Here is a 21,509-nt window from a genome sequence, read left to right on the forward strand (position 1 = left end):
TAATGATTGCGGCATGTTCCCCACTCACAGGAGCCCCCTGTTTTCGACAGTTCTGAACCGACCATTTGCCACCCGTGCGCTCTCGTCGCTGGTCAGTTGAAACCCAGAAACTGTCGTGTCAGTTGAGGACCCAGAAACTGTAGTTGAGCACGGTTGCGAACGACACCCACAGGAGATATGGCACGAGAAGGGCCGCTGCCCGCCAGTCCACGATGGCGAACTCGCGCATCGTCGCGACGATTGCGACGAGGAGTGCGACGATGACGACGAGTCCTGCCGCCGGCGACTGGAGGCCGAAGAACGCGAACGACCACGCCACGTTGACGACGAGGTGGGCGACGAAGACGATGAGCGCCCGCCGACTGCGTGGATGGTCGCTCCGCGAGACGAGGAACGCAGCGATACCCATCAGCGTGAACAGCGTCACCCAGACCGGTCCGAACACCCAGTTCGGCGGTGCGAACCACGGCCGGGCGAGTGTCGCGTACCACGAGTCGATGGCGGTGATGGTGAACACACTCCCGACGATGCCGGCGAGTTGGGAGAGAACGACCCACGCGAGGAGTTCGACGGCAGGTCGGCGACGGACGGACGCAAGTTCCATACTCTCCAATCGGCCCGAAGAGAAATGAACGACACGGCCGGTGTTCACAGTATTGCCCATAATCGGGCGTCTCCGGCTATCTCCCGGAACTGTTTTACCCGACGGTAGACCAGACTTTGGCAATGAGTGAACTCGAAGAAGAGTACCGCCTCGACTATTTCGAGGAGGAGGGCTTCTACCGGAAGCAGTGCCCCGTGACGGGCGTGTACTTCTGGACACGCGACCCGGACCGAGAGACGTGTGGCGAACCACCAGCGGACGACTACACGTTCATCGACAACCCCGGATTCGACGAGGAGTACACCCTCGAAGAGATGCGAGAGAAGTTCCTCTCGTTTTTCGAAGCACAGGACCACGAACGCATCGACCCGTATCCGGTCGCCGCGAACCGCTGGCGTGACGACGTTCTCTTGACGCAGGCGTCTATCTACGACTTCCAGCCGCTCGTCACGTCCGGTGAGACGCCGCCGCCGGCGAACCCGCTGACTATCTCGCAGCCCTGTATCCGCATGCAGGACATCGACAACGTGGGGAAGACTGGCCGACACACGATGGCGTTCGAGATGATGGCCCATCACGCGTTCAACGCGCGCGAAGAAGTCGGCGACGAGTACGCCTACTCCGGCGAAGTCTACTGGAAGGACGACACGGTCCGCCTCTGCGACGAGTTCTTCGAATCGCTCGGTGCCGACATCTCCGAAATCACCTACATCGAAGACCCGTGGGTCGGCGGCGGCAACGCCGGCCCCGCGTTCGAAGTGCTCTACCGCGGCGCGGAACTCGCCACCCTCGTCTTCATGTCGATGAAGCAGGACCCAGACGGCGAGTACCACCTCAAAGACGGCAACAACTACTCGCCGATGGACACGTACATCGTGGACACGGGCTACGGCCTCGAACGGTGGACGTGGGTCTCACAGGGGACGCCGACGGTCTACGAAGCAGTCTACCCCGACATGATAGACTTCCTCAAGGAGAACGCCGGTATCGAACACACCGACGAAGAGGAGGAACTCATCCACCGCGCTGCGATGCTCTCGGGCCACCTCGACATCGACGAAATCGAGGACCTGGCCACCGCCCGCGCGGAAGTCGCCGGTGAACTCGGCGTGGATAAAGACGAACTCACTGCGCTGCTCCGACCACTCGAAGACATCTACGCCATCGCCGACCACTGCCGCACGCTCGCGTACATGTTCGGTGACGGCATCGTCCCCTCGAACGTCGGGACGGGCTATCTCGCCCGCATGGTGCTTCGCCGCACCAAGCGTCTCGTCGACAACCTCGGCGTGGACGCCCCACTCGACGAACTCGTGGACATGCAGGCCGAGCGCCTCGACTACCAGAACCGCGACACCATTCGCGACATCGTCCGTAGCGAAGAGCGCAAGTACCGCAAGACGCTCGAACGCGGGTCGCGCAGAGTCCAGCAACTCGCCGACGACTACGCCGAGAAGGGTGTCCCCATCCCGGTGGACGAACTCATCGAACTGTACGACTCCCACGGCATCCAACCCGACATGGTACAGGAGATTGCTGAAGAGCGCGGCGCGACGGTCGATATCCCCGACGACTTCTACTCGCTCGTCGCAGACCGACACGAACAGGTCGACGCCGAGACGGTGACTGCCGAACAGGACGAGCGTCTCGGTGACCTCCCCGCGACGGACAAACTCTACTACGACGACCAGGAGCGCACGGAGTTCGAAGCCGTCGTCCTCGACGTGTTCGAACGCGAAGACGGCTACGACGTGGTCTTAGACCAGACGATGTTCTACCCCGAAGGCGGTGGCCAACCCGCCGACTACGGGACGCTGTCGACTGACGACGCGACGGTCGAAGTGAGCGACGTGCAGATAGAAGGCGACGTGGTCCTTCACCGCACTGACGAAGACCCCGGCAAGGGCGAGTTCGTCCGCGGCCAACTCGACGTGGAACGTCGCCGCCGCCTGATGCGGCACCACACGGCGACACACGTCATCGGCCACGCCATCCGGACGGTCCTCGGCGACCACATCCGGCAGGCCGGTGCCTCGAAAGGCGTCGACCGCTCGCGCCTCGACGTCTCTCACTACGAGCGAATCACCCGCGAAGAGGTCAAGCAAATCGAGCGCGTCGCCAACGAACTCGTGATGCGGAACGTCCCGGTCAAACAGGAGTGGCCCGACCGGAACGACGCCGAGAACAAGTACGGCTTCGACCTCTATCAGGGCGGTATCCCGCCGGGAGAGAAGATTCGGCTCATCCACGTCGGCAGCGACGTGCAGGCGTGTGGTGGAACCCACGTCAAGCGAACCGGCGACATTGGCGCGATCAAGGTGCTGAACACCGAACCCGTCCAGGACGGTGTCGAGCGGGTCATCTTCGCCGCTGGCGACGCGGCCATCGAGGCTACCCAGCGAACCGAAGACGCCCTCTACGAGGCCGGAGACGTCCTCGACGTGAACCCAGAGAACGTGCCGGAGACGGCCGAGCGATTCTTCACCGAGTGGAAGGCGCGCGGCAAGACCATCGACCGACTCAAGACGGAACTCGCGGAGGTTCGCGCCGCCGCGGGTGCCGACGAAGTCGATATCGACGGCACGCCCGCCGTCATCCAGCGACTCGACGGTGACGGGGACGAACTTCGTGCGACGGCCAACGCCCTCGTCGAAGAAGGCAAGGTTGCCGTCCTCGGGTCTGCTGCCGGTGGCAGCGCGCAGTTCGTCGTCGGCGTTCCGGACGGCGTCGGCATCAACGCCGGTCAGGTCGTCGGCCAACTCGCGCAGAAAGTCGGTGGCGGCGGTGGCGGCCCGGCCGACTTCGCACAGGGTGGCGGCCCCAACGTCGACGCACTCGACGACGTACTCGACGAGGCGTCCGACGTGCTCAAAAACGTCCTGAACGCCTGAGTCAGCGAACGTCTCGTTCTCACGGCTGATTTTCAGGCTCGGTTCAGTGTTCGGGAGCTGCTCACTCGAAAGCTGACAACGGCAGTTCTTGGGCCTATATCCCTTGATTTCTCCAAATTGGCAACAATGCGTACAACTATGTGTTGGTCCGGTTGAAATGTGGCATATGAACGCGGAGTCGATATCGCTGAACGGCGAGACGCCCTGGTCGCTTCTGGTTCTCGGCAATGATATCGACTCTCCCTCACTCGGTCTCGAACGGGTACAAAAGCCTCGACTGCTCGCAGTGGATTTCACACCTCGGAGTACTGGTGACCCCGGCCACTGGGAGAACCGACTCGGCACCTGGCCGACAGAACTCGTCGTCGTGACGACGGAGACGCGTGACCCCGACGCCGTCGCTGCCGACGAAGTCGAACAGGTGAACTCTCCTGCGGACCTGACCGGTCTCGGAATGAAAGCGACGAAACACCTCGCTCGGTGGGAGTCCAACGCCGAGACCGACTTCGATCTCGAGTCTAAATCTACCCTCCAGTCCGAGGTGACGACACCCATCGTCGTCTTCGACTCGCTGACGATTCTGCTCCAGTACGCCAGCGTCCAATCGGTGTTCAAATTCCTCCACACGCTGACGACGCGTATCTCCAACGTCGACGGCCACGGCGTGTTCTTCCTCGACCCGGTGACGCAGGACGACAAGACCGTTCATACGTTCGCAGCGGTGTTCGACGCCGTTGCACGGCGGTCCGGTGACGAGTGGGATATCGAATCCCGATAACTGACCAGACAGCGCTTAGGTGACACATCGATACCGGCACCGACGCGCCCGACCAGACGGCCACGCCTAAGTTCGCCGCCTGCCGACTGCGAGTATGTCCACGGTGTCGAGAGACGGAGTCGAACTCTACTACGAGACGGACGGCGACGGCGAGACAGTCGTCTTCGTCGGTGATGCAGGATACGGTGGGTGGCAGTGGGGATGGCAGTACGCCGCAGTCACAGGCCCGTTCGAAACGCTCGTCACCGACCTCCGGGGGACTGGGCGCTCCGACGCACCGGCCGGTCCGTACTCGGTCGAGACGTTGGTCGCCGATTTGGAAGCCATCCTCTCGGATGCGGGCGTCCGAAAAGCGCACGTCGTCGGGCTTGGTCTCGGCGGAATGGTCGGGTTGGCGGCCGCCCGAACGACCAATCGGGTTCGCAGTCTCACACTCGTCGGCACCGCAGCATCGGGGACAGACATCGACCCGGCCCCCCTGTACGGCGCGCCAGCGGACCACGACGCACTTCGCGAGTCGCTCACGCCGGCACTCTCCGACGAGTTTCGAACCGAACAACCGGATGTCGTCGAACAAATCGCCGACTGGCGACAGGTAGAAGACGCCGCCCCCGAGGCGTGGGCGGCACAAACCGCCGCTATCGCGGCGTTCGATGCCGGACCACTCTACGAGGTTGCGGTGCCAACACTCGTTATCCACGGCACCGACGACCCGGTCTGGCCGGTCGAGGGTGGGCGAGCCCTCGCAGACGGCCTCCCACGAGGACAGTTCGAATCGTTCGAGGGTGCTCGGCATCTCGTCACCGTCGAGCGGTCACGTCTCGTCAACGACGCACTTGTCGAGTTTCTGGAGTCCGAGGACGACTGAACAGCGTCGTCTCGAACTGTTTCTTCGGCAGTTCGGTGCTCGCACTGGCCGTCACGAACCGCGGCAGATGCCGTCTCGGACGCAACTTCTTTGCCCCCGCATCTACTGTCTCACTCCAATGAACCGACCGCGACTTGCCTTCTTGGACGCGTCGCACGGCGACGAGAACACGCGCCGCAACTTCAGGCGCGAACTCGACGCCGACCTGGTCGAATTCGACGTGACCGAAGGCCCACTTCCCGACCACTTCGACTACGACGGCATCGTCATCACGGGGTCGTCGTCGTCCGTCTACTGGGACGAAGCCTGGATACAGAAACTCGTGTCGTACGTCGCCGAAGCCGACGAACGCGACATCCCGGTTCTCGGCGTCTGTTTCGGCCATCAGGTGGTCGCCGAGGCGCTCGGTGGAACAGTCGAGGATATGGGTGACTTCGAGTTAGGCTACAGCACCGTCCTCCGAACTGCCGACGGCGACGCAGACGACTTGCTCACGGGCATCGACGACCAGTTCACCGTGTTTACGTCTCACGGCGACGCTGTCGTCGACTTACCCCCGGGTGCTGACCTCCTCGCAGAGAACGAGTACGGTGTCCACGCGTTCCGCCGCTCGCACGCCTTCGGCGTTCAGTTCCACCCAGAGTACGACACGACGACGGCCGAAGCAATCGCGCGCTCGAAAGACTTCCTCCCCGACGAGCAGATTCGGTCCGTCCTCGACGGCATCACCCCCGAAAACTACGCCGCCGCCTGCGACGCGAAACGCCTCTTCGATAACTTCGTCGCCTACGTGAACAGCGTCCACCAGCAGTCGCTCGAACGCGCGGCCTGACGGCGTCGGGTTCGTCACGGCGTCCCGTCGGGCCCGTCACGACCCCCTCCTCTCTCGGCCTGTTTCTGGGGGTCTCCCTCGGTCAGTTGTTGGTTCTCTCGTCTTGCTGTTGAGTTCTCTCTCGTCGTGCCGTGCGAGAGTGCTCTTACGTCGTCCTCAGAGATTCTGTCCGCGTCGATTTCGTACGTGAGCGAATCGCTTTTCACCGCGCCACACCGACGGAATGTCATGCTCGATTATTTAGAATTGGAGGCGGACCTCACGGGAGAAGAGAAACTCGTCCGTGACGAGGCCCGGCGGTTCGTCGAAGAGAAGGTGAAACCAGACATCGGCGAACACTTCGAACAGGGGACGTTCCCGATGGAACTCATCTCCGAGATGGGCGAACTCGGATTCTACGCACCGAATCTCGACGGCTACGGCCTCCCCGGGCTCGGAGAGCGTGCTTACGGCCTGTTGATGCAGGAACTCGAAGCGGGCGACTCGGGACTTCGGTCGATGGCGAGTGTGCAAGGGTCGCTCGTCATCTACCCGATTCACGCGTACGGGTCCGAAGAGCAGAAAGAACGGTGGCTTCCCGCACTCGGAACTGGCGAGGCAGTCGGCTGTTTCGGACTGACGGAACCACAACACGGGTCGAACCCTGCGGGCATGGAGACGTACGCAGAGAAGGACGCCGATGGCTACGTGCTCAACGGGTCGAAGACGTGGATTACGAACTCTCCAATCGCGGACGTGGCCATCGTCTGGGCACGCAATCGGTCCGCGGAGGGGTCGCCGGTTCGTGGATTCCTCGTGGAGACGGACCGCGACGGCGTGACGACGAACAAAATCGAAGACAAACTCTCGATGCGGGCGTCGGTGACGGGCGAAATCGCCCTCGACGACGTGTGGGTCTCCGACGACGACGTGCTCCCCGGTGTCACAGGGATGAAAGGGCCGCTGTCGTGTCTCACACAGGCTCGATTCGGCATTTCGTGGGGCGTCGTCGGTGCGGCACGTGACGCCTTCGAGGACGCGCTCCAGTACGCCAAAGACCGCGAGCAGTTCGGCGGGCCAATCGCGCGGTTCCAACTCCAGCAAGGCAAGTTCGCAGAGATGGCGACCCAGATTACGAACGCGCAACTGCAGGCTCACCGCCTCGCGGAGCTCAAAGAGCGCGGCGACCTGCGACACCAGCACGTCTCGATGGCGAAACGGCACAACGTTCGCGTCGCCCGCGACGTGACTCGAACCGCTCGGGAAGTGCTCGGCGGCAACGGCATCACCACCGACTACTCGCCGATGCGGCACATGGCGAACATCGAGACTGTCTACACCTACGAAGGAACCGACGACATCCACACGCTCGTCTTAGGTGCCGATCTGACGGGAATCGAAGCGTTCGAGTGACGACCAATACCGAGCGCCCTCACTGCGTTCGGCGTCGTGCGTGTCCCGTGACAACAGTACGCATACATTTATATTTCCACGCCCGTAGGGTAGAGTAGAGACAGACAATGACGACATCGGCACAGGATCGGCCAGCGGCGCTTGACCTCTCACGGGAAGAATCGTGGGTCGTCCACGCTGCCTTGCTCGAAGCCATCGAGCGAGCAGTCGACGCAGACGAAGACCCCAGACCGGCCACCGACCTGCTTACTCGGGTCGAAGAGGGTGACGAAGACTTCGATAGTGCCGAACTCGACTATCTCGTAGACTCTCTCCGTGCGTATCGGGGGATTGCGCCGACCCGAGACCAGCACTTCATCTCGCTCGTCCTCGACCATATCGAGGCCGCGCAGGTGTAGTCACCGCTGTCGTTCTGCACTCCACACTCACGTTCGTCACACACCCGAGACGGTGACTGGCCAGACGCTGTCGTGTCACACATCACACCGATACAGCACACTCACCCCGACACCGTCTGGGAGTTTTCTCATCGCCGATGCGGACGTTTTTAGTACGGCACCCGGTGAACTCCACTGCAAATGGCTATCGACCCGAACTTCGACACGAATCGCGAGACGGTTGGCGAGGAGAAGCTGGACGAACTTCGTTCGTCGGCAAACCAAACGGAGTTTGGTGATGGGGTTACTGTTTGGGGACCGGTCGAACCGCCGGAGAAACTCGGCATTCACGGCACCCACGTCGCCGTCGATTACGACATCTGTCTGGCCGACGGTGCGTGTCTCGAAAACTGCCCCGTCGACGTGTTTACGTGGGTCGATACGCCCGGTCACCCCGTCAGCGAGGTGAAAGTCGAACCGACGAACGAAGACCAGTGTATCGACTGCATGCTCTGTGTCGATATCTGTCCGGTCGATGCTATCGACGTCGACGCCTCCCGGCAGGCCTGAGTCGGAACGACACCGTGCGACAGGCCTGACTCTCCTCCTGAGTTCTGACGCCGTGGTCTGATTTTATCCCGCCCGACTGCGTGCACTCGGCTATGGGTCTCATCCACACTGCACTCGTCGTCTCGGACCTCGAATCGACACTCGACTTCTACGCCGAACTTGGCCTCGAACAGACCAGCGAGTTCGAACTCGGTGGGGTTCGGAACGTCTACCTCGGCAGCGACGACACCGACATGGAACTGCAACTGAAGTACGACGCAACCTCGACAGCGCGTGTCGACCCGGCGGGAATCGACCACATCGCTATCGAAGTCGACGACGTCGAACGCGTCTTCGAGGAACTCCTCGAAGCGGAACACCCCGACGTGGTGAAACCACCACAGTACATCGACCCGGCGAACGCCACCGCCGCGTTCGTCAAAGACCCCGACGGCTACGTCGTCGAACTGGTAGAATTCGACGACTGAACTCCTGTCTCGGCGGCGCTCGTCGGGATGTTCGGTCTTTGGGTCCCGGGTAAACTCCCGCCGGCGGACAGCTATTTGTTGCCAGAGCGTCAATTACGGGGTGCCATGTCTGAGGACGTAACTGCGCTGTTGAAACGCGCCTATCAGGACGAAATCGAGACAGTGATGAACTACATGACGAACTCCATCGTCCTCGATGGCGTTCGGGCCGAGGAGATAAAGGAGTCCCTCCAGACCGACATTCAGGAGGAACTCACGCACGCACAACAACTCGGTGACCGCCTGAAGCAACTCGACGAGAAACCGCCGGGGTCTGCGAGCTTCGAAGCGCGGCAACACGACCTGCAACCCCCGGAAGATAGTACGGACGTGTTGTCGGTCATCAACGGTGTCCTCACGGCTGAGGAGGGTGCAATCGACACCTACCGTTCGCTCATCGACGCCGCCCGCGAGGCGAACGACCCGGTCACCGAGGACCTCGCGGTGACCCTCCTCGGCGACGAGGAGGCCCACCGCACCGAGTTCCGCGGGTTCAAGAAAGAGTACGACCGGGAATAACGGACGCCTCGTCCCGACCCCGTCAAACAGAAGACACTTACCGCCACTTTTCGAGGCGGTGAGCATGCCCGGTCCAATCTTTCTCGCTGGCGACGACGTGACACTCCGAACCGTCGAGCGTGAGGACCTCGACTTCCTCCAGCGACACCGAAACGACCCCGAAATCAGACGCCGGATGCCGCGTGTTCACCCACAGAACCGCGAGCAAGTCGAAGAAGCGTTCGAGGGCTACATGTCCGACGAGAGCGGCGTCAACCTCGTCGTGGCCGTCGATGGCGACCCGGTCGGATTCGTCTCGCTGTTCGACGTGCAACACGACTCCGGGCGGGCACGACTCGCGGCGTGGTTCGCGCCCACCGCACAGGGGCAGGGCTACGGAACCGACGCGGCCGAACTCCTCGTCGACTACGCGTTCGGTGAGCGACGACTCCACAAACTCGTCGCAGGTGCGTTGGCGACGAACGACCCCTCACGTGGACTTCTCGAATCGCTCGGATTCACGCAGGAAGGCCGGCAGTCCGACCACTACTTCGTCCGCGGCGAGTACGTCGATCGAGTCGTCTACGGACTGCTCGAAACGGACTGGAAAAACACGACCTGAATCTGCGGCGCGAGACGGTTCAGTCGGCCGACGCGGGCGTCTGCGACCCTGCTGCGCCAGCGTTCGCGTCGAGCGCTTCGACGATGAGTTCCGAGATATCGACGATGTCGATGTCGTCTTCGTAGTCACCGGTCTTGCGACCGTCTTCGTACATCGTCGCACACATCGGACAGGCGACGACGAAGCGTTCGACCGTCCCTCCGGCCTCGGTGTCTTCGAGTGCCTCACGCAGGCGCTCTTCCGATGGCTTCGAGTCTTCTTCCTGGTCTAACCAGAGGCCGCCCCCGCCACCGCCGCAACAGAAGGACTCGTCGCGGTTGCGCGGCATCTCGGCGAGCGAGACGCCCGTCGCACGGATGACTTCGCGGGGTGCTTCGTACTCGCCGTTGTATCGGCCGAGGTGACACGGGTCGTGGTAGGTGACGGTCTGGGCCGAGAGTTCGCTTCCCGAGAGGCCGAGACGACCGCTGTTGACGAGTTCTTCGACGAGTTGCGTGTAGTGGAAGACGGGGTAGTCGAACGACTCGTCCATCTCCGGATACTCGTTCATGAACGTGTTGTACGAGTGGGGGTCCGTGCAGACGATTTTCTCGAAGTCGCAGTCGGCCATCGCGGCCACGTTGTCTTCGACGAGCATCTCGAAGAGGCCCTCTTCGCCGACGCGGCGCACGTCGTTACCGTCGTGCTGTTCGTCTTCGTAGAGGATGCCGTAGGAGACGCCCGCTTCTTCGAAGATGCGGGCCATCGAGCGAGCGACGGCGCGGTTGCGCTCGTCGTAGGAGGGGTAGTCGCCGACGTACCAGAGATACTCGACGGACTCCTCGCGGGCGTCCGGAACCTCGAAGTCGAGGTCGTCGGTCCAGTCGGGACGCTTGCGCTGTGGGTCACCGAAGGCGTTGCCGTTCGAGAAGATGTTCATCATGGCCTCCTGGACGGGTTCTTGCTGTTGACCCGTCTCAGTGAGGCGGCGGTTCATCTCGGTGAAGTGGGTCAGGTGCTCGATTTCGACCGGGCAGGCGTCCATGCAGGCCATACAGGCCATACACGACTCCATCGACTCCGAGGCGATGACGGAGGTACCGCCGTCGGCAACGATGTCGATAGATTCGCCACCGTCAGCAATCGAATCGCGGTAGGTCTTCAGGTCCAAGATGACATCACGCGGGTCGAGGTTGCGGCCGGAGGCTTTCGCCGGACAGGCGTCCGAACAGCGGCCACACTTCGTACAGGCGTCGAAGTCGAGCATCGCCTTCCACGAGAAGTCGTCTTCGGAGACGTAGCCAATCTCCTCCGGGGCGGCGTCGGCGGGCACCTTCGGGAGGCGCTTGCCGGCCTTCTCGTCGGCGGTGACGATGTTGGCGAACGAGGTGAGCATGTGGAGCGGTTTGGCGTACGGAACGGCGGCGACGAACGCCAGCGCGAGAAGTGCGTGGGACCACCAGCCGAACCAGTAGAGCGTCTCGGCGAGGCCCTGACTCATGCCTGCGGCGTCGAAGACGAGCGCGACGAAGTAGCCGACGAAACTCACCGTCTCGAACGGCGGGAACTCGGTGCCGACGATGCGGAGTCCTTCGAGGACGTAGCCGCCGACGCCGAGTAAGAAGAGCGTCCAGACGAACGCGGCGTCTTCGAAACTCGTGTGTTTGCCCCACAGACGCGGGTGGCGGACGCCGTAGCGTCGCCAGAGCGCCATGCCGACACCGACGACGAACGCGAGGCCCATGAAGTCCATCACGAAGGAGTACGAGAGGTAGAAGTCGCCGACGAAGAACGACTCCTGCGAGAGGAGCTTCGTCCAGATGTCCATGTCGATGGCGAGGATGGTCGTCCCGATGAGGAGCGTCAGGAAGCCCCACATGATGAGGCCGTGCATCACGCCGGCGTATCGGTCTCGTTTGAACTGGTTCTCGTTGGTGAAGACGACCTTCGTCGCCCGGACGATCCGATTCGGGAGGTCGGACAGTCGGTCGAACGGGTCGCTTTCGCCGAGTGCGTACCGAAGGAAGCGGTCGTACACCCCGTACAAAAAGACGAGGGACGCGATTGCGGCGAGGCCGTAAAAGAGCGCCTCTCCCACCGGGCTAATGGTCCAGAAGGTCTCCCGAGTGACCTCTGCCTGCGCCGGAAATTCCATAATCAATCACCGGAGAACCAGATGTTAAATCTTACCACTGTCGTCTAGTTTGCACGAATGTCCAACGACCGGTTTCGAGGTATCTTGGCGCTCGGTTCGTCCCTCTATCTGTCGAGTGGGTTCTACACGAATACACTTGCGAACAGACCGACAGCGAGTGCAAGTACGGGAACGTCAGACCGAGAGAATCGGAGCTCTGGAAGCGTCGGATTCCACGCGAAACACCGTGCGCGAAGCGCGAGTGCGAGGGAATCTGCTCGCGCGAACGCTCGCCTGAGGCCACCTGCTGCGACGAGTGAGAGGCGTTCGTCGAGTCGTCGCTCAGTTCCGAGTCGGGCGGCCTGTGCCTCTCGGACGCGAAGCAGGTCACGGCGAAGCAGTGGAAGGAACCGAAAGACGAGGGCGACGCCCATGCCGAGTGCGACGCCGACTCGGCCGGGAACGAGACGCTGAATCGCCGCCCGCGAGTCGCGGACGGGCGTCGTTCTGACGTACGCGACGGCGACGAGAAACACGAGAAGAATCCGAATACTTGCGAGGGCAGGGCCCACAGCGGCAGCCGAGTCGAACCACGGCGGACCGAGCGTGACCGCTTCCACTATCGGTGCGAGGACGAGAAACGGCACCGCGAACCGAAGCGAGTAGAGCGACGACACCAGTGGCGTTTCCGACACACGCAGACTGAGTGCGGCGACGACGCCGAGGACGGTCAACCCGGCAGGTGAGGTATGTGCAAGCCCCGCTGCCGCGAACCCAATCTGGACGGCGAGTTTCGTTCGCGGGTCGAGATGGTGGGCGAGCGAGTCGCCGGGTTCGTAGGTCAGCACGATGGCGGCGGTCGGACGCCGAGGTCGGCGAGACGGTCGGTGGCCGCTTCGGGGGTGTCGTCGAGCGCGACGCGTCCACTGGCGAGGACGACCACTCGGTCGGCCAGTTCGGTCACATCTCGCAGGTCGTGGGTGACGACGACGAGACTCGTCCCCGACGCGCGGAGTTCTCGGAGGCGCGAGAGGACCGACTGGCGGGACGGTTCGTCGAGGCCGGTGAAGGGTTCGTCCAAGACCAGATGGTCAGGGTCCATCGCCAGTGCCCCGGCGATAGCGAGGCGTTCGACTTCGCCGCCGGAGAGCGCATCGACGCGTTCGTCTTCGCGGCCGTCGAGGTTGACGGCAGCGAGCGATTCGCGGACGCGAGCGTCGATATCGTCGTGCGAGAGACCGAGATTCTCCGGGCCGAAGGCGACGTCTGCTCCGACTGTGGCAGCGACGAGTTGGTCTTCGGGGTGTTGAAACACCATCGCCACTGCGGTTCGTGCGGCGACGAGGCTCTCGTCCACGTCGATGCCGTTGACCGACACCGACCCATCGTCGGGTTCGAGGAGGCCGTTGAAGTGGCGGACGAGCGTCGTCTTGCCAGAGCCGTTCGCGCCCGCGAGGACGACACACTCGCCGTCGTCGATACGCAGGTCGATGCCATCGACTGCGGCGGTGTCACCGTACCGGTGGACGAGTCCGTCGACCTGAATCATGGATTACGTGGCGTCCCCTCGATTACTCGGCGGCGATGGCGTCAGACCGAACGATACCGACTGCAGCGGCAATCTTGAACGCCTCGGCAGGAATGAACGCCGCAGCGGCAGTCCAGAACGCGGCGGCGAGGCCGATGTTCTGGACGTACGCGAAGCCAATCACGCCGAGCGTGTAGATGACGGCGGTGCCGGCGACCATCGCACCGACGAGGCGGACGGTGCTGACGCGGTAGTCACCGAGCTCGACGCCGCCGTGGACGATTGCGCCGACGACTGCGGCGGCGAGTGGGTACGACCAGAGATAGCCTGCAGTCGGCCCGACGAGCGCACCGAACCCGGCAGACCCACCGGCGAAGACGGGCGCGCCAACTGCGCCAGCGACGAGATAGAGGAGCATCGAGGCACCGCCCCAGATGGGGCCGAGGAAGATGCCCGCGAGGAAGACGACGAGCACCTGAAGCGTCACGGGAATTGGTGAAATCGGGTTGGGGAACGAGACGTACGCGCTGGCACCCATGAGGGCCGCGAAGAGGGCCGCACGGGCGACGTTGCCGACGAGTTCGTCGCCGACGAGTTCGACCGACTCGTGTTCAGTTGACATGCTCCCCGCTTCTTCGTAAACCAAATTGAAGATATCGGTTTACGAGATGTATCGAATGGCCTTCTTCCGAGTCGCGTCAGGCGTTTCCACGTGGGGACGGCCGCTGGACTCGGTTCGTCGCAGCATCATTAAAGGCGCTGGCGGTGCCATTCCCCCACATGGACGAAAAGACCGCCGAACTCCGCGATATCTTCATCGAGGCGACTGGGTCGGAGACCGTGACCGAACGGCAAACCGAGTCGCGCGGGTCGCTCGCCGACATCGACGACCCCGAAGAAGTCCGCGCCCGCGTGCTGGACCTCGTGACGACGATGCGTGAGCGCTACGAGTTCGAGACGACCCTCTCCGACGACGCGCTCGTGAACCTCGTCGTCGGCTATTTCGACGGTGAGAGTGACGAGGAACTCGCCGTCGAACTCGACGTGTCGCCCGACGCGATTCGCACCGCGCGACTCGACGTGCATCTCGTCCGCGACACTGACCGCGACGCACCGTTCGATATGGACCGCCTCGACAAACTCCTCGTCGACGGCGCGGACGACGATGCGATTGCCGAGAAACTCGACGTTCCGACCGATGTCGTCGCCCGGTTCCGCCCCGTCGCCGAGGCGGATATCCGCTCGTCGCGGGCGAACTACCGCTTCCGCGACGACTTCACCGAACTCCTCACCGACGACGACCTGTCGCAGCGGATGGCCGAAGACGCCCGAAACGACGGTCTCCGCGAGGCCACAGAAGACATCGAGACGGACGTGTCGCTCTAACGGTTCTGCAGAGACTGTCTCAAAAAATACGTCGCACCCTCGTGTGCGACCACCGCGGGTGTGTCACGACCTGTTCGGTTCGTTCTCACCTGTTCGGCCGGGTCTGTTCGTTGGGTTTCAGTCGTCGTCTCACTCGATACCGATCGTGTTCATCGCCGCACCAATCGACATGACGGGAACGATGTCTGCGTCGTGGTCTTCGAGAACTGGCGGGCCGAGGAGTCCGAGGACGCCCTCGAACGACTCCGCTTCGAGGACGAGGTAGAACGTGTGTTCGTTCGGCGCGACGACCGCGCTGTGAACGGTGACGCCCATGGTTTCGTCGGCGTTCCTGAGCCGACTCTCTAACTCGATTGCTTTCTCTTGATTCTCGTCTCGTGCCCAGCAGTTGTCCGGTGAGTGTGTAAGCCGGACAATGAATTGCATTCGTTTCACCACCTTTGGGTCCCCCCACACCGGTCGAGAGTCGTCTCTCGGCGGTTCGAGACCTAGTTAAGGTATGCTACCGAGTGGCATAATCCTTCGCTCGGTAGTGTCGTTTTCAGAACAGTCGGTGGCGAAATACTCCCGGAACGACGAAGGTTCTTAACCAATAGGGGTCGTACCTTCGTGCGATGGCGCAGGCCCCCCAGAATCGAGAACTCACGGAGCGGTTCATCCAGTTCTACCGTAACTACTACCGAGAGGAAATTGGTGAACTGGCACAAAAGTATCCGAAAGAAAAGCGGTCGTTGTACATCGATTACGACGACCTGTACACGTTCGACGCCGAACTCGCGGACGATTACATCACGAAGCCCGGCCAGTATCAGGAGTACGCCGAAGAGGCGCTTCGCCTGTTCGACTTGCCTGCGGACGTCAAACTCGGTCAGGCACACGTTCGGATGCAGAACCTGCCGGACTCGGTCGATATCCGGAACATCCGGGTCAACGACGACCACATCGGCACGCTCATCGCCGTCCAGGGAATCGTCCGGAAGGCGACGGACGTGCGCCCGAAGATTACGGAGGCAGCGTTCGAGTGCCAGCGCTGTGGGACGATGAGTTACATCCCACAGGGCGACGGCGGATTCCAGGAACCACACGAGTGTCAAGGGTGTGAACGTCAGGGGCCGTTCCACATCGACTTCGACCAATCGAACTTCGTCGATTCCCAGAAACTACGCGTCCAAGAGTCCCCCGAAGGCCTGCGCGGGGGCGAGACGCCACAGAGTATCGACATCAACCTCTCGGACGATATCACTGGGAAGGTCACCGCCGGTGACCACGTCACTGCCGTCGGCACCCTCCACATCGAACAGCAGAAATCTGGGAACGAGAAGACGTCCGTCTTCGACTACTACATGGAGGGCATCTCGCTCGCCATCGAGGACGAAGAGTTCGAAGACATGGACATCACCGACGAGGACGTGGCCGAAATCGTCGAACTCTCGAACTCGCCGAACATCTACGAGCGGATGATCGACTCCGTGGCCCCGGCCATCTACGGCTACGACCAGGAGAAACTCGCGATGATTCTCCAGTTGTTCTCGGGGGTCACGAAACACCTCCCCGATGGCTCTCGGATTCGCGGCGACCTGCACATGCTCCTCATCGGTGACCCCGGTACCGGTAAGTCGCAGATGCTTCAGTACATCCGCAACATCGCCCCTCGGTCGGTCTACACCTCCGGTAAGGGTTCCTCGTCTGCCGGTTTGACAGCCGCCGCCGTCCGCGACGACTTCGGTGACGGCCAACAGTGGACGCTCGAAGCGGGTGCGCTCGTCCTCGCGGACAAAGGCATCGCGGCGGTGGACGAACTCGACAAGATGCGACCGGAAGACCGTTCTGCGATGCACGAGGGCCTCGAACAACAGCAGATTTCGGTCTCCAAAGCGGGCATTAACGCGACGCTCAAGTCGCGGTGTTCGCTCCTCGGCGCGGCGAACCCGAAGTACGGTCGTTTCGACCAGTACGAACCAATCGGCGAGCAAATCGACCTCGAACCCGCGCTCATCTCCCGATTCGACCTCATCTTCACCGTCACGGACAACCCGGACCCCGACTCCGACTCCGAACTCGCAGAACACATCCTCAAGACGAACTACGCTGGTGAGTTGAACACCCAGCGAACGCACGTCGCCAACTCCGAGTTCACCGAAGCACAGGTGAACGCGGTGACCGACGAAGTCGCGCCCGACATCGACGCCGAACTCCTCCGCAAGTACATCGCCTACTCGAAACGGACGTGCTACCCGACGATGACCGAAGAGGCGAAGAACGTCATTCGCGACTTCTACGTCGACTTCCGTGCCCGCGGTGCCGACGAAGACGCACCCGTTCCCGTGACGGCCCGGAAACTGGAAGCACTCGTTCGCCTCTCTGAGGCATCCGCCCGCGTCCGCCTCTCGGACAAGGTGACACAGGAAGACGCCGAACGCGTCACCAACATCGTCGAGTCGTGTCTACGCGACATCGGGATGGACCCCGAGACGGGCGAGTTCGACGCCGACATCGTCGAAACCGGCCGGTCGAAGACACAGCGTGACCGCATCAAGAACCTGCTCGAACTCATCCGTACGATGCAAGAAGAGTACGAGGAGGGCGCGCCACACGACGAAGTCGTCGAGCGCTCCAACGCCGAGTTGAACATGGACGAAAAGACGGTCATCGACCAACTGGAGAAACTCAAGATGAAAGGCGATATCTACGAACCTCGCGGCGACGTCTACCGCGCGACGTAGTGAGGTAGCCGACCCTGTTCACGAGAACAGCGTCTTGAACACCTTCCGTTCGGCCGCGCGGAGATGCTGATGGAACGTCGCCGGACTGATACCGAGTGATTCAGCAACGTCTTCTCCCGAACTGACCCGCGGCCACTCGAAAAAACCAGAGTGGTAACACGCTTCGATGGTGGTTCGTTGGCGAGCGGTCAACTTCTCTGAGAGGACGTCTTCGATTTTCGGATTCGCTCGTTTCACCTGTTTGCGACTCACCATCTCGATTTCTGGATACTGGGATTCGACGAGTTCGATAATCTTGCGTACGTCTGCGCCGGGTGGAAGGTGGAAGCCGAGATGAACCGTTCCGTCGACGATTCTCGCATCGATTATCTCTCCTCCCTGTGCCGCGACGGCGGACGTGACCGGCGGTTCAGAAAGCTGGGCTTCGAAGGAGTTGGCCCCGTTCTCGGCGTTCCGAACGGTCAACTGTTCCCAGGCTGGCGTCGCCTCGAAAATCAGTTCGAGTGCGTCGACGGCGTCGTCGGTGACGGTGCCGTAGGCGGTGTACCTGCCGTCACCAGTTTCGACCGTCTCTTCGATGGATATCTCCCCCTCCATGTCCAGCGGGCTACCGGGACCAACCGAGAGAGACCGCGTTCGGAACTGAAGTTCGATGACTTCCTCACTCATCAGTGCACGTTTTCGTTCGATGCTGGCGAGGGCGTGACCGATAATCGCACCGAGGTGGTCGATAGTCGCCTGTTCGTCGTCTTCGAACGCATCCGGTCGGTCTGTCGAAATCACCAACACGCCGAACACCGTCTCTGCGTGCACGATGGGGATGGCGACGGACGACCGGATGTTGGCCTCGACGAGGAGTTCTTCGAGCCGCTCGTCTGTTTCGTCGTCTGCCGTCGACTGGGTTCCAGCACGGGTTTCATCGCCATTTTGTCTGTACTGCACCGACTGCGTCCGAAGCGCGTCGTCGACGAGCGTCGCGTATCCAAGCACTCCCTCGGCGTCCGAGTCTAGTGCAAGTTCGGTCCCTTCTATGGACTCACATCCAGACGTCGCCTTGATCTGGACGGTGTCGAGCGAGCGGTCGAGTTCCCCAATCCACGCAAACTGGTAGGTCTCGGTGTCAGCGAGACGGTCACAGACGACCGATTCGACCTCTTCGCGCGTCGATTGGGCGATGACTGCATCAGTAACGTCTCTGATGACGCCACTCAGGTCGTTGAGGGCAGCGAGTTGCTCACGCTGTCGTTCGAGTTCGCGCTCGTATTGCAGTCGCTCGGTCGTCTCGCGGACGACACCGACAGACCCGACGAACGAGCCGTCTCCACCATCGCTCCCGCCGAGGTTCTGTAATCTGGTGAACTTACTCTCGGCGAAGAAGTGACTCCCGTCGGCGCGTTCGATCTTCGCCTCCAGTGTCTCGTGGGCGTCGTCCTCCATCGACTGTCTGCGGGACGCGGCCTCTCGTGCGATCTCTTCCCCGACGACGAACGAGCAGTGCTCGCCAATCATCTCTGACCGGTCGTACCCCATCATCTCTTGATAGGACTCGTTGACCATGACGAAGTGCTGGTTCTCGTCGAGGACGTACACGCCGTCGTCGATGGTTTCGACGATGGTCTCGTACTGCTGGAGTTTGCGTTCGTGTTCGTGTCGTCGAATTGCGGTCGCGAGGATGTGTGCCACCGACTGGACGAAGTTGATATCGTTCTCATCGACCGTCTTGTGTGCAGTGTCGTGCGTTCCGAGGACGCCCCACGGCTCGTCGACCGACCCGATAATCGTACTGATGCCGCTGACGACCCCGTGAGAGGTCAACAGGTCTGGACCGTTGAATCGCGATTCGGTGCTGAGGTCTTCGACCACGATTGGGTCTTCCGTCCGGAGCGTGTGGGCTGCTTGCGAGTCGTCGTCGATTGCAGAGACGGTTGCCTCGCCGACGACACCGTCGTCCCAGCCGGTTCCTTGCCGGAGGAGGAGGTCATCACTCTCTGGACGAAGTTCGAGCACCTTTGTGTAGTCGTTCCCGAGAGTCTCGGAAACGAGCGTCACCGCACGAGACATGAGCTGGTCTACGTCGCCGTTTTCGAGCGCGAGCCATCCGAGTTGGGTGATTACTTCCTGCTGCTGAATCCTTGCTTCGAGTTCGTGTTCTCGCTCCTTTCGCTCTGTGACATCTCGAACGACACCGACGGTTCCGTGAAACTCGTCTCCTCCGGCGGGAAGGAGCGCGTACCGACTCTCGAAGGTGCGCGTTTCGCCGGTCGCAGTCTCGACATCGACTTCGACCGTTCCGTTCGTCTCGTTGCTTGCAATGAGTTCTTGCCGCCGTCGTTCTCCGATGGCGCTTACGCGGTCTCCGACGGCCTTCGAAACGTGGGACCCAACGAGTTCTTCCTGACTGTATCCGATCATGTCCGCGTACGCCTCGTTGACGACCTCGAACCGATACTCCTCATCGACCGCGTACACACCGTCTGTGACCGTTTCGACTATCGTTTCGTAGCGTTCGAGTTCGCGCTCACGCTCTCGTCGTGTGGTGACATCCCGAAGATAGACCGACAGCCCGTTTTCGGAGGGATAGATAGTCGCCGCGAGCCATCGCCCCAGAACGCCGACGTAGCTCTCACACGTCACCGGTTCCTGTTTGGTGCGCACGTGCTCGATGCTCTCTTCGATGTCTGTCCACCGCAGCAGTTCGATGGTGCCTCCGAACGCCGTTCCAACCAGTTCGGATTCGGTTTTCCCGAGTAACTTCTCGGCGCGCTCGTTCACATAGACAATCTGACACTCGTCGTCGACAGAGAGGAACCCATCGTCGATACGCTCGAAGACGTCGTCGAGTTCTCGTTCGAGTTCGTCCCGCTGTTTCGTGAGACGCCGTTGTTTCCTGTACTGTCTCGTCGTATCCTGCGTGACCTTCACGTAGCCTCGGATGTCGCCGTCGTCGGTGACGGCGGTCAGCGTGACGTTGGCTCTGAACTTCGACCCGTCTTTCCGGATGCGCCAGCCTTCGTCTTCGATGGTACCCTCTCGGGCGGCGTCGACCAGGAACTGTTCTGGGAGGTTTTCGTTCCGTTCTTCGGGTGGATAGAACACGGAGAAATGTTCGCCGATGATTTCTTCGGCCTCGTATCCTTTGATTCGCTCGGCACCCCGGTTCCAGGTGACGACCCGTCCGTCGGCGTCGAGCGCGAAAATCGCGTACTCTGTAACCTCGCCGACGAGCGATTGGAACTGCGCTTCCCGCACGACATCTGAGACAGTTCCCTCGTCGCGAGCCAGTTCGGGAGCGTCTGCCGACGTGGTCGATGAGACACGCCACCAGATACGGCCGCGGGCACCCACTTTCTTGGTCTGGATGAGCCCCTTGTCGGCGAGTCTCGTGAGGCGGTTATACGCTGTGCGACGCGTGCAGTCCAACCGTTCTGTGACTTCCTGTGTCGTCAGCGGTTCGCCAGTCTCGCGGGTCTGCTCGAAAACCGCGAGTGTCTCCGCTTTCCGGTCGCCACTTCGGTTCCCCATGGTGGTAGCGGTTACCTAGCATAGAATATAGCGCTTCCGTTGACGGAACTGTCCCACGATGCTGTGTCTTCTGCCGAATCATGTCTCAGGACTCAACGCGCACGAAAACGTCCATCTCTCGTGATATTGTCGTTCCGTCTCGTCGGTGGCTCACGGGACGTATTCGTGTCCGTGGCGACCGTATGAATCTGCAATATTCGTGCAAAGATATCCGATTCGAAATGGGTGAGCGGAACGTCTGGTTCGGGCGAACGAGCCGAACCTAATCACTTCGGAGGTCTGGCTTTGCTTGCTGCATA

19 protein-coding genes are annotated in these 21,509 nt (G+C 61.7%); 12 read left to right on the forward strand and 7 right to left on the reverse strand.

The window, feature by feature from the left end:
* Positions 1-118: 118 nt before the first annotated feature.
* Positions 119-604, reverse strand: a complete 486-nt coding sequence (locus ACK3SC_RS01535) for a TspO/MBR family protein (protein WP_416838362.1) — start codon at positions 602-604, stop codon at positions 119-121.
* Between the two features lie 122 nt (positions 605-726).
* Here ACK3SC_RS01535 and alaS point away from each other — a divergent pair, with 122 nt between their 5' ends.
* From alaS to ACK3SC_RS01585, 10 genes are all read left to right on the forward strand, one after another.
* Positions 727-3,495: an alanine--tRNA ligase gene (gene alaS, locus ACK3SC_RS01540; RefSeq protein ID WP_416838363.1), complete on the forward strand. Its 2,769-nt coding sequence runs from the start codon at positions 727-729 to the stop codon at positions 3,493-3,495.
* Between the two features lie 166 nt (positions 3,496-3,661).
* Positions 3,662-4,273 carry a hypothetical protein gene (locus tag ACK3SC_RS01545; protein ID WP_416838364.1) on the forward strand — a complete coding sequence of 204 codons (612 nt, stop codon included), beginning with the start codon at positions 3,662-3,664 and terminating at the stop codon, positions 4,271-4,273.
* Positions 4,274-4,367: 94 nt separating this feature from the next.
* The gene (locus ACK3SC_RS01550) at positions 4,368-5,141 is read left to right on the forward strand and encodes an alpha/beta fold hydrolase (protein ID WP_416838365.1); all 774 of its coding nucleotides are present in this window, start codon (positions 4,368-4,370) and stop codon (positions 5,139-5,141) included.
* 118 nt (positions 5,142-5,259) lie between these two features.
* On the forward strand, positions 5,260-5,973 hold the full coding sequence (locus ACK3SC_RS01555) for a type 1 glutamine amidotransferase (RefSeq protein ID WP_416838366.1): 714 nt from the start codon (positions 5,260-5,262) through the stop codon (positions 5,971-5,973).
* Positions 5,974-6,201: 228 nt separating this feature from the next.
* On the forward strand, positions 6,202-7,365 hold the full coding sequence (locus ACK3SC_RS01560; protein ID WP_416838367.1) for an acyl-CoA dehydrogenase family protein: 1,164 nt from the start codon (positions 6,202-6,204) through the stop codon (positions 7,363-7,365).
* 107 nt (positions 7,366-7,472) lie between these two features.
* On the forward strand, positions 7,473-7,763 hold the full coding sequence (locus ACK3SC_RS01565; protein ID WP_416838368.1) for a hypothetical protein: 291 nt from the start codon (positions 7,473-7,475) through the stop codon (positions 7,761-7,763).
* Between the two features lie 180 nt (positions 7,764-7,943).
* On the forward strand, positions 7,944-8,312 hold the full coding sequence (locus ACK3SC_RS01570; RefSeq protein ID WP_416838369.1) for a 4Fe-4S dicluster domain-containing protein: 369 nt from the start codon (positions 7,944-7,946) through the stop codon (positions 8,310-8,312).
* A 92-nt stretch (positions 8,313-8,404) separates the two neighbouring features.
* Entirely contained in the window at positions 8,405-8,779 is a 375-nt protein-coding gene (locus ACK3SC_RS01575; RefSeq protein WP_416838370.1) for a VOC family protein, read from the forward strand.
* Positions 8,780-8,884: 105 nt separating this feature from the next.
* Positions 8,885-9,337, forward strand: coding sequence for a ferritin-like domain-containing protein (locus ACK3SC_RS01580; protein WP_416838371.1), 453 nt, complete (start codon positions 8,885-8,887; stop codon positions 9,335-9,337).
* 64 nt (positions 9,338-9,401) lie between these two features.
* Entirely contained in the window at positions 9,402-9,938 is a 537-nt protein-coding gene (locus ACK3SC_RS01585; RefSeq protein ID WP_416838372.1) for a GNAT family N-acetyltransferase, read from the forward strand.
* A 19-nt stretch (positions 9,939-9,957) separates the two neighbouring features.
* Here the strand turns inward: ACK3SC_RS01585 and ACK3SC_RS01590 are convergent, their stop codons facing one another.
* The 4 genes from ACK3SC_RS01590 to ACK3SC_RS01605 form a co-directional block, all read right to left on the reverse strand.
* Positions 9,958-12,072, reverse strand: a complete 2,115-nt coding sequence (locus tag ACK3SC_RS01590) for a (Fe-S)-binding protein (RefSeq protein ID WP_416838373.1) — start codon at positions 12,070-12,072, stop codon at positions 9,958-9,960.
* A gap of 122 nt (positions 12,073-12,194) precedes the next feature.
* Positions 12,195-12,899, reverse strand: a complete 705-nt coding sequence (locus tag ACK3SC_RS01595) for an energy-coupling factor transporter transmembrane component T family protein (protein WP_416838374.1) — start codon at positions 12,897-12,899, stop codon at positions 12,195-12,197.
* Entirely contained in the window at positions 12,893-13,600 is a 708-nt protein-coding gene (locus ACK3SC_RS01600) for an energy-coupling factor ABC transporter ATP-binding protein (protein ID WP_416838375.1), read from the reverse strand. Before ACK3SC_RS01600 ends, ACK3SC_RS01595 begins: the two co-directional genes overlap by 7 nt.
* A gap of 22 nt (positions 13,601-13,622) precedes the next feature.
* Positions 13,623-14,201, reverse strand: coding sequence for a biotin transporter BioY (locus tag ACK3SC_RS01605; RefSeq protein ID WP_416838376.1), 579 nt, complete (start codon positions 14,199-14,201; stop codon positions 13,623-13,625).
* A 158-nt stretch (positions 14,202-14,359) separates the two neighbouring features.
* On the opposite strand from ACK3SC_RS01605, the gene ACK3SC_RS01610 reads away from it, so the two are divergent.
* A complete protein-coding gene (locus ACK3SC_RS01610) occupies positions 14,360-14,965 on the forward strand; it encodes a conditioned medium-induced protein 4 (RefSeq protein ID WP_416838377.1) in 606 nt (201 codons plus the stop codon).
* A gap of 129 nt (positions 14,966-15,094) precedes the next feature.
* Here ACK3SC_RS01610 and ACK3SC_RS01615 read toward each other — a convergent pair whose 3' ends face one another.
* Positions 15,095-15,391, reverse strand: coding sequence for a DUF3303 domain-containing protein (locus ACK3SC_RS01615; RefSeq protein WP_416838378.1), 297 nt, complete (start codon positions 15,389-15,391; stop codon positions 15,095-15,097).
* Between the two features lie 188 nt (positions 15,392-15,579).
* Between ACK3SC_RS01615 and ACK3SC_RS01620 the strand changes: the two genes are divergently transcribed.
* Positions 15,580-17,688, forward strand: coding sequence for a minichromosome maintenance protein MCM (locus ACK3SC_RS01620; RefSeq protein ID WP_416838379.1), 2,109 nt, complete (start codon positions 15,580-15,582; stop codon positions 17,686-17,688).
* A gap of 18 nt (positions 17,689-17,706) precedes the next feature.
* Here the strand turns inward: ACK3SC_RS01620 and ACK3SC_RS01625 are convergent, their stop codons facing one another.
* A complete protein-coding gene (locus ACK3SC_RS01625) occupies positions 17,707-21,210 on the reverse strand; it encodes a PAS domain S-box protein (RefSeq protein ID WP_416838380.1) in 3,504 nt (1,167 codons plus the stop codon).
* Between the last annotated feature and the right edge of the window lie 299 nt (positions 21,211-21,509).

Source organism: Haloferax sp. DFSO52 (assembly GCF_048158745.1).
Lineage (GTDB): Archaea > Halobacteriota > Halobacteria > Halobacteriales > Haloferacaceae > Haloferax.

Bases quoted from the DNA above. Each gene is read 5' to 3' on its own strand.
- ACK3SC_RS01550 (WP_416838365.1), top strand. From the start codon at position 4,368: ATGTCCACGGTGTCGAGAGACGGAGTCGAACTCTACTACGAGACGGAC.
- alaS (WP_416838363.1), top strand. From the start codon at position 727: ATGAGTGAACTCGAAGAAGAGTACCGCCTCGACTATTTCGAGGAGGAG.
- ACK3SC_RS01585 (WP_416838372.1), top strand. From the start codon at position 9,402: ATGCCCGGTCCAATCTTTCTCGCTGGCGACGACGTGACACTCCGAACC.
- ACK3SC_RS01610 (WP_416838377.1), top strand. From the start codon at position 14,360: ATGGACGAAAAGACCGCCGAACTCCGCGATATCTTCATCGAGGCGACT.
- ACK3SC_RS01580 (WP_416838371.1), top strand. From the start codon at position 8,885: ATGTCTGAGGACGTAACTGCGCTGTTGAAACGCGCCTATCAGGACGAA.
- ACK3SC_RS01570 (WP_416838369.1), top strand. From the start codon at position 7,944: ATGGCTATCGACCCGAACTTCGACACGAATCGCGAGACGGTTGGCGAG.
- ACK3SC_RS01575 (WP_416838370.1), top strand. From the start codon at position 8,405: ATGGGTCTCATCCACACTGCACTCGTCGTCTCGGACCTCGAATCGACA.
- ACK3SC_RS01590 (WP_416838373.1), bottom strand. From the start codon at position 12,072: ATGGAATTTCCGGCGCAGGCAGAGGTCACTCGGGAGACCTTCTGGACC.
- ACK3SC_RS01600 (WP_416838375.1), bottom strand. From the start codon at position 13,600: ATGATTCAGGTCGACGGACTCGTCCACCGGTACGGTGACACCGCCGCA.
- ACK3SC_RS01535 (WP_416838362.1), bottom strand. From the start codon at position 604: ATGGAACTTGCGTCCGTCCGTCGCCGACCTGCCGTCGAACTCCTCGCG.
- ACK3SC_RS01605 (WP_416838376.1), bottom strand. From the start codon at position 14,201: ATGTCAACTGAACACGAGTCGGTCGAACTCGTCGGCGACGAACTCGTC.
- ACK3SC_RS01565 (WP_416838368.1), top strand. From the start codon at position 7,473: ATGACGACATCGGCACAGGATCGGCCAGCGGCGCTTGACCTCTCACGG.
- ACK3SC_RS01620 (WP_416838379.1), top strand. From the start codon at position 15,580: ATGGCGCAGGCCCCCCAGAATCGAGAACTCACGGAGCGGTTCATCCAG.
- ACK3SC_RS01545 (WP_416838364.1), top strand. From the start codon at position 3,662: ATGAACGCGGAGTCGATATCGCTGAACGGCGAGACGCCCTGGTCGCTT.
- ACK3SC_RS01555 (WP_416838366.1), top strand. From the start codon at position 5,260: ATGAACCGACCGCGACTTGCCTTCTTGGACGCGTCGCACGGCGACGAG.
- ACK3SC_RS01625 (WP_416838380.1), bottom strand. From the start codon at position 21,210: ATGGGGAACCGAAGTGGCGACCGGAAAGCGGAGACACTCGCGGTTTTC.
- ACK3SC_RS01560 (WP_416838367.1), top strand. From the start codon at position 6,202: ATGCTCGATTATTTAGAATTGGAGGCGGACCTCACGGGAGAAGAGAAA.
- ACK3SC_RS01615 (WP_416838378.1), bottom strand. From the start codon at position 15,391: ATGCAATTCATTGTCCGGCTTACACACTCACCGGACAACTGCTGGGCA.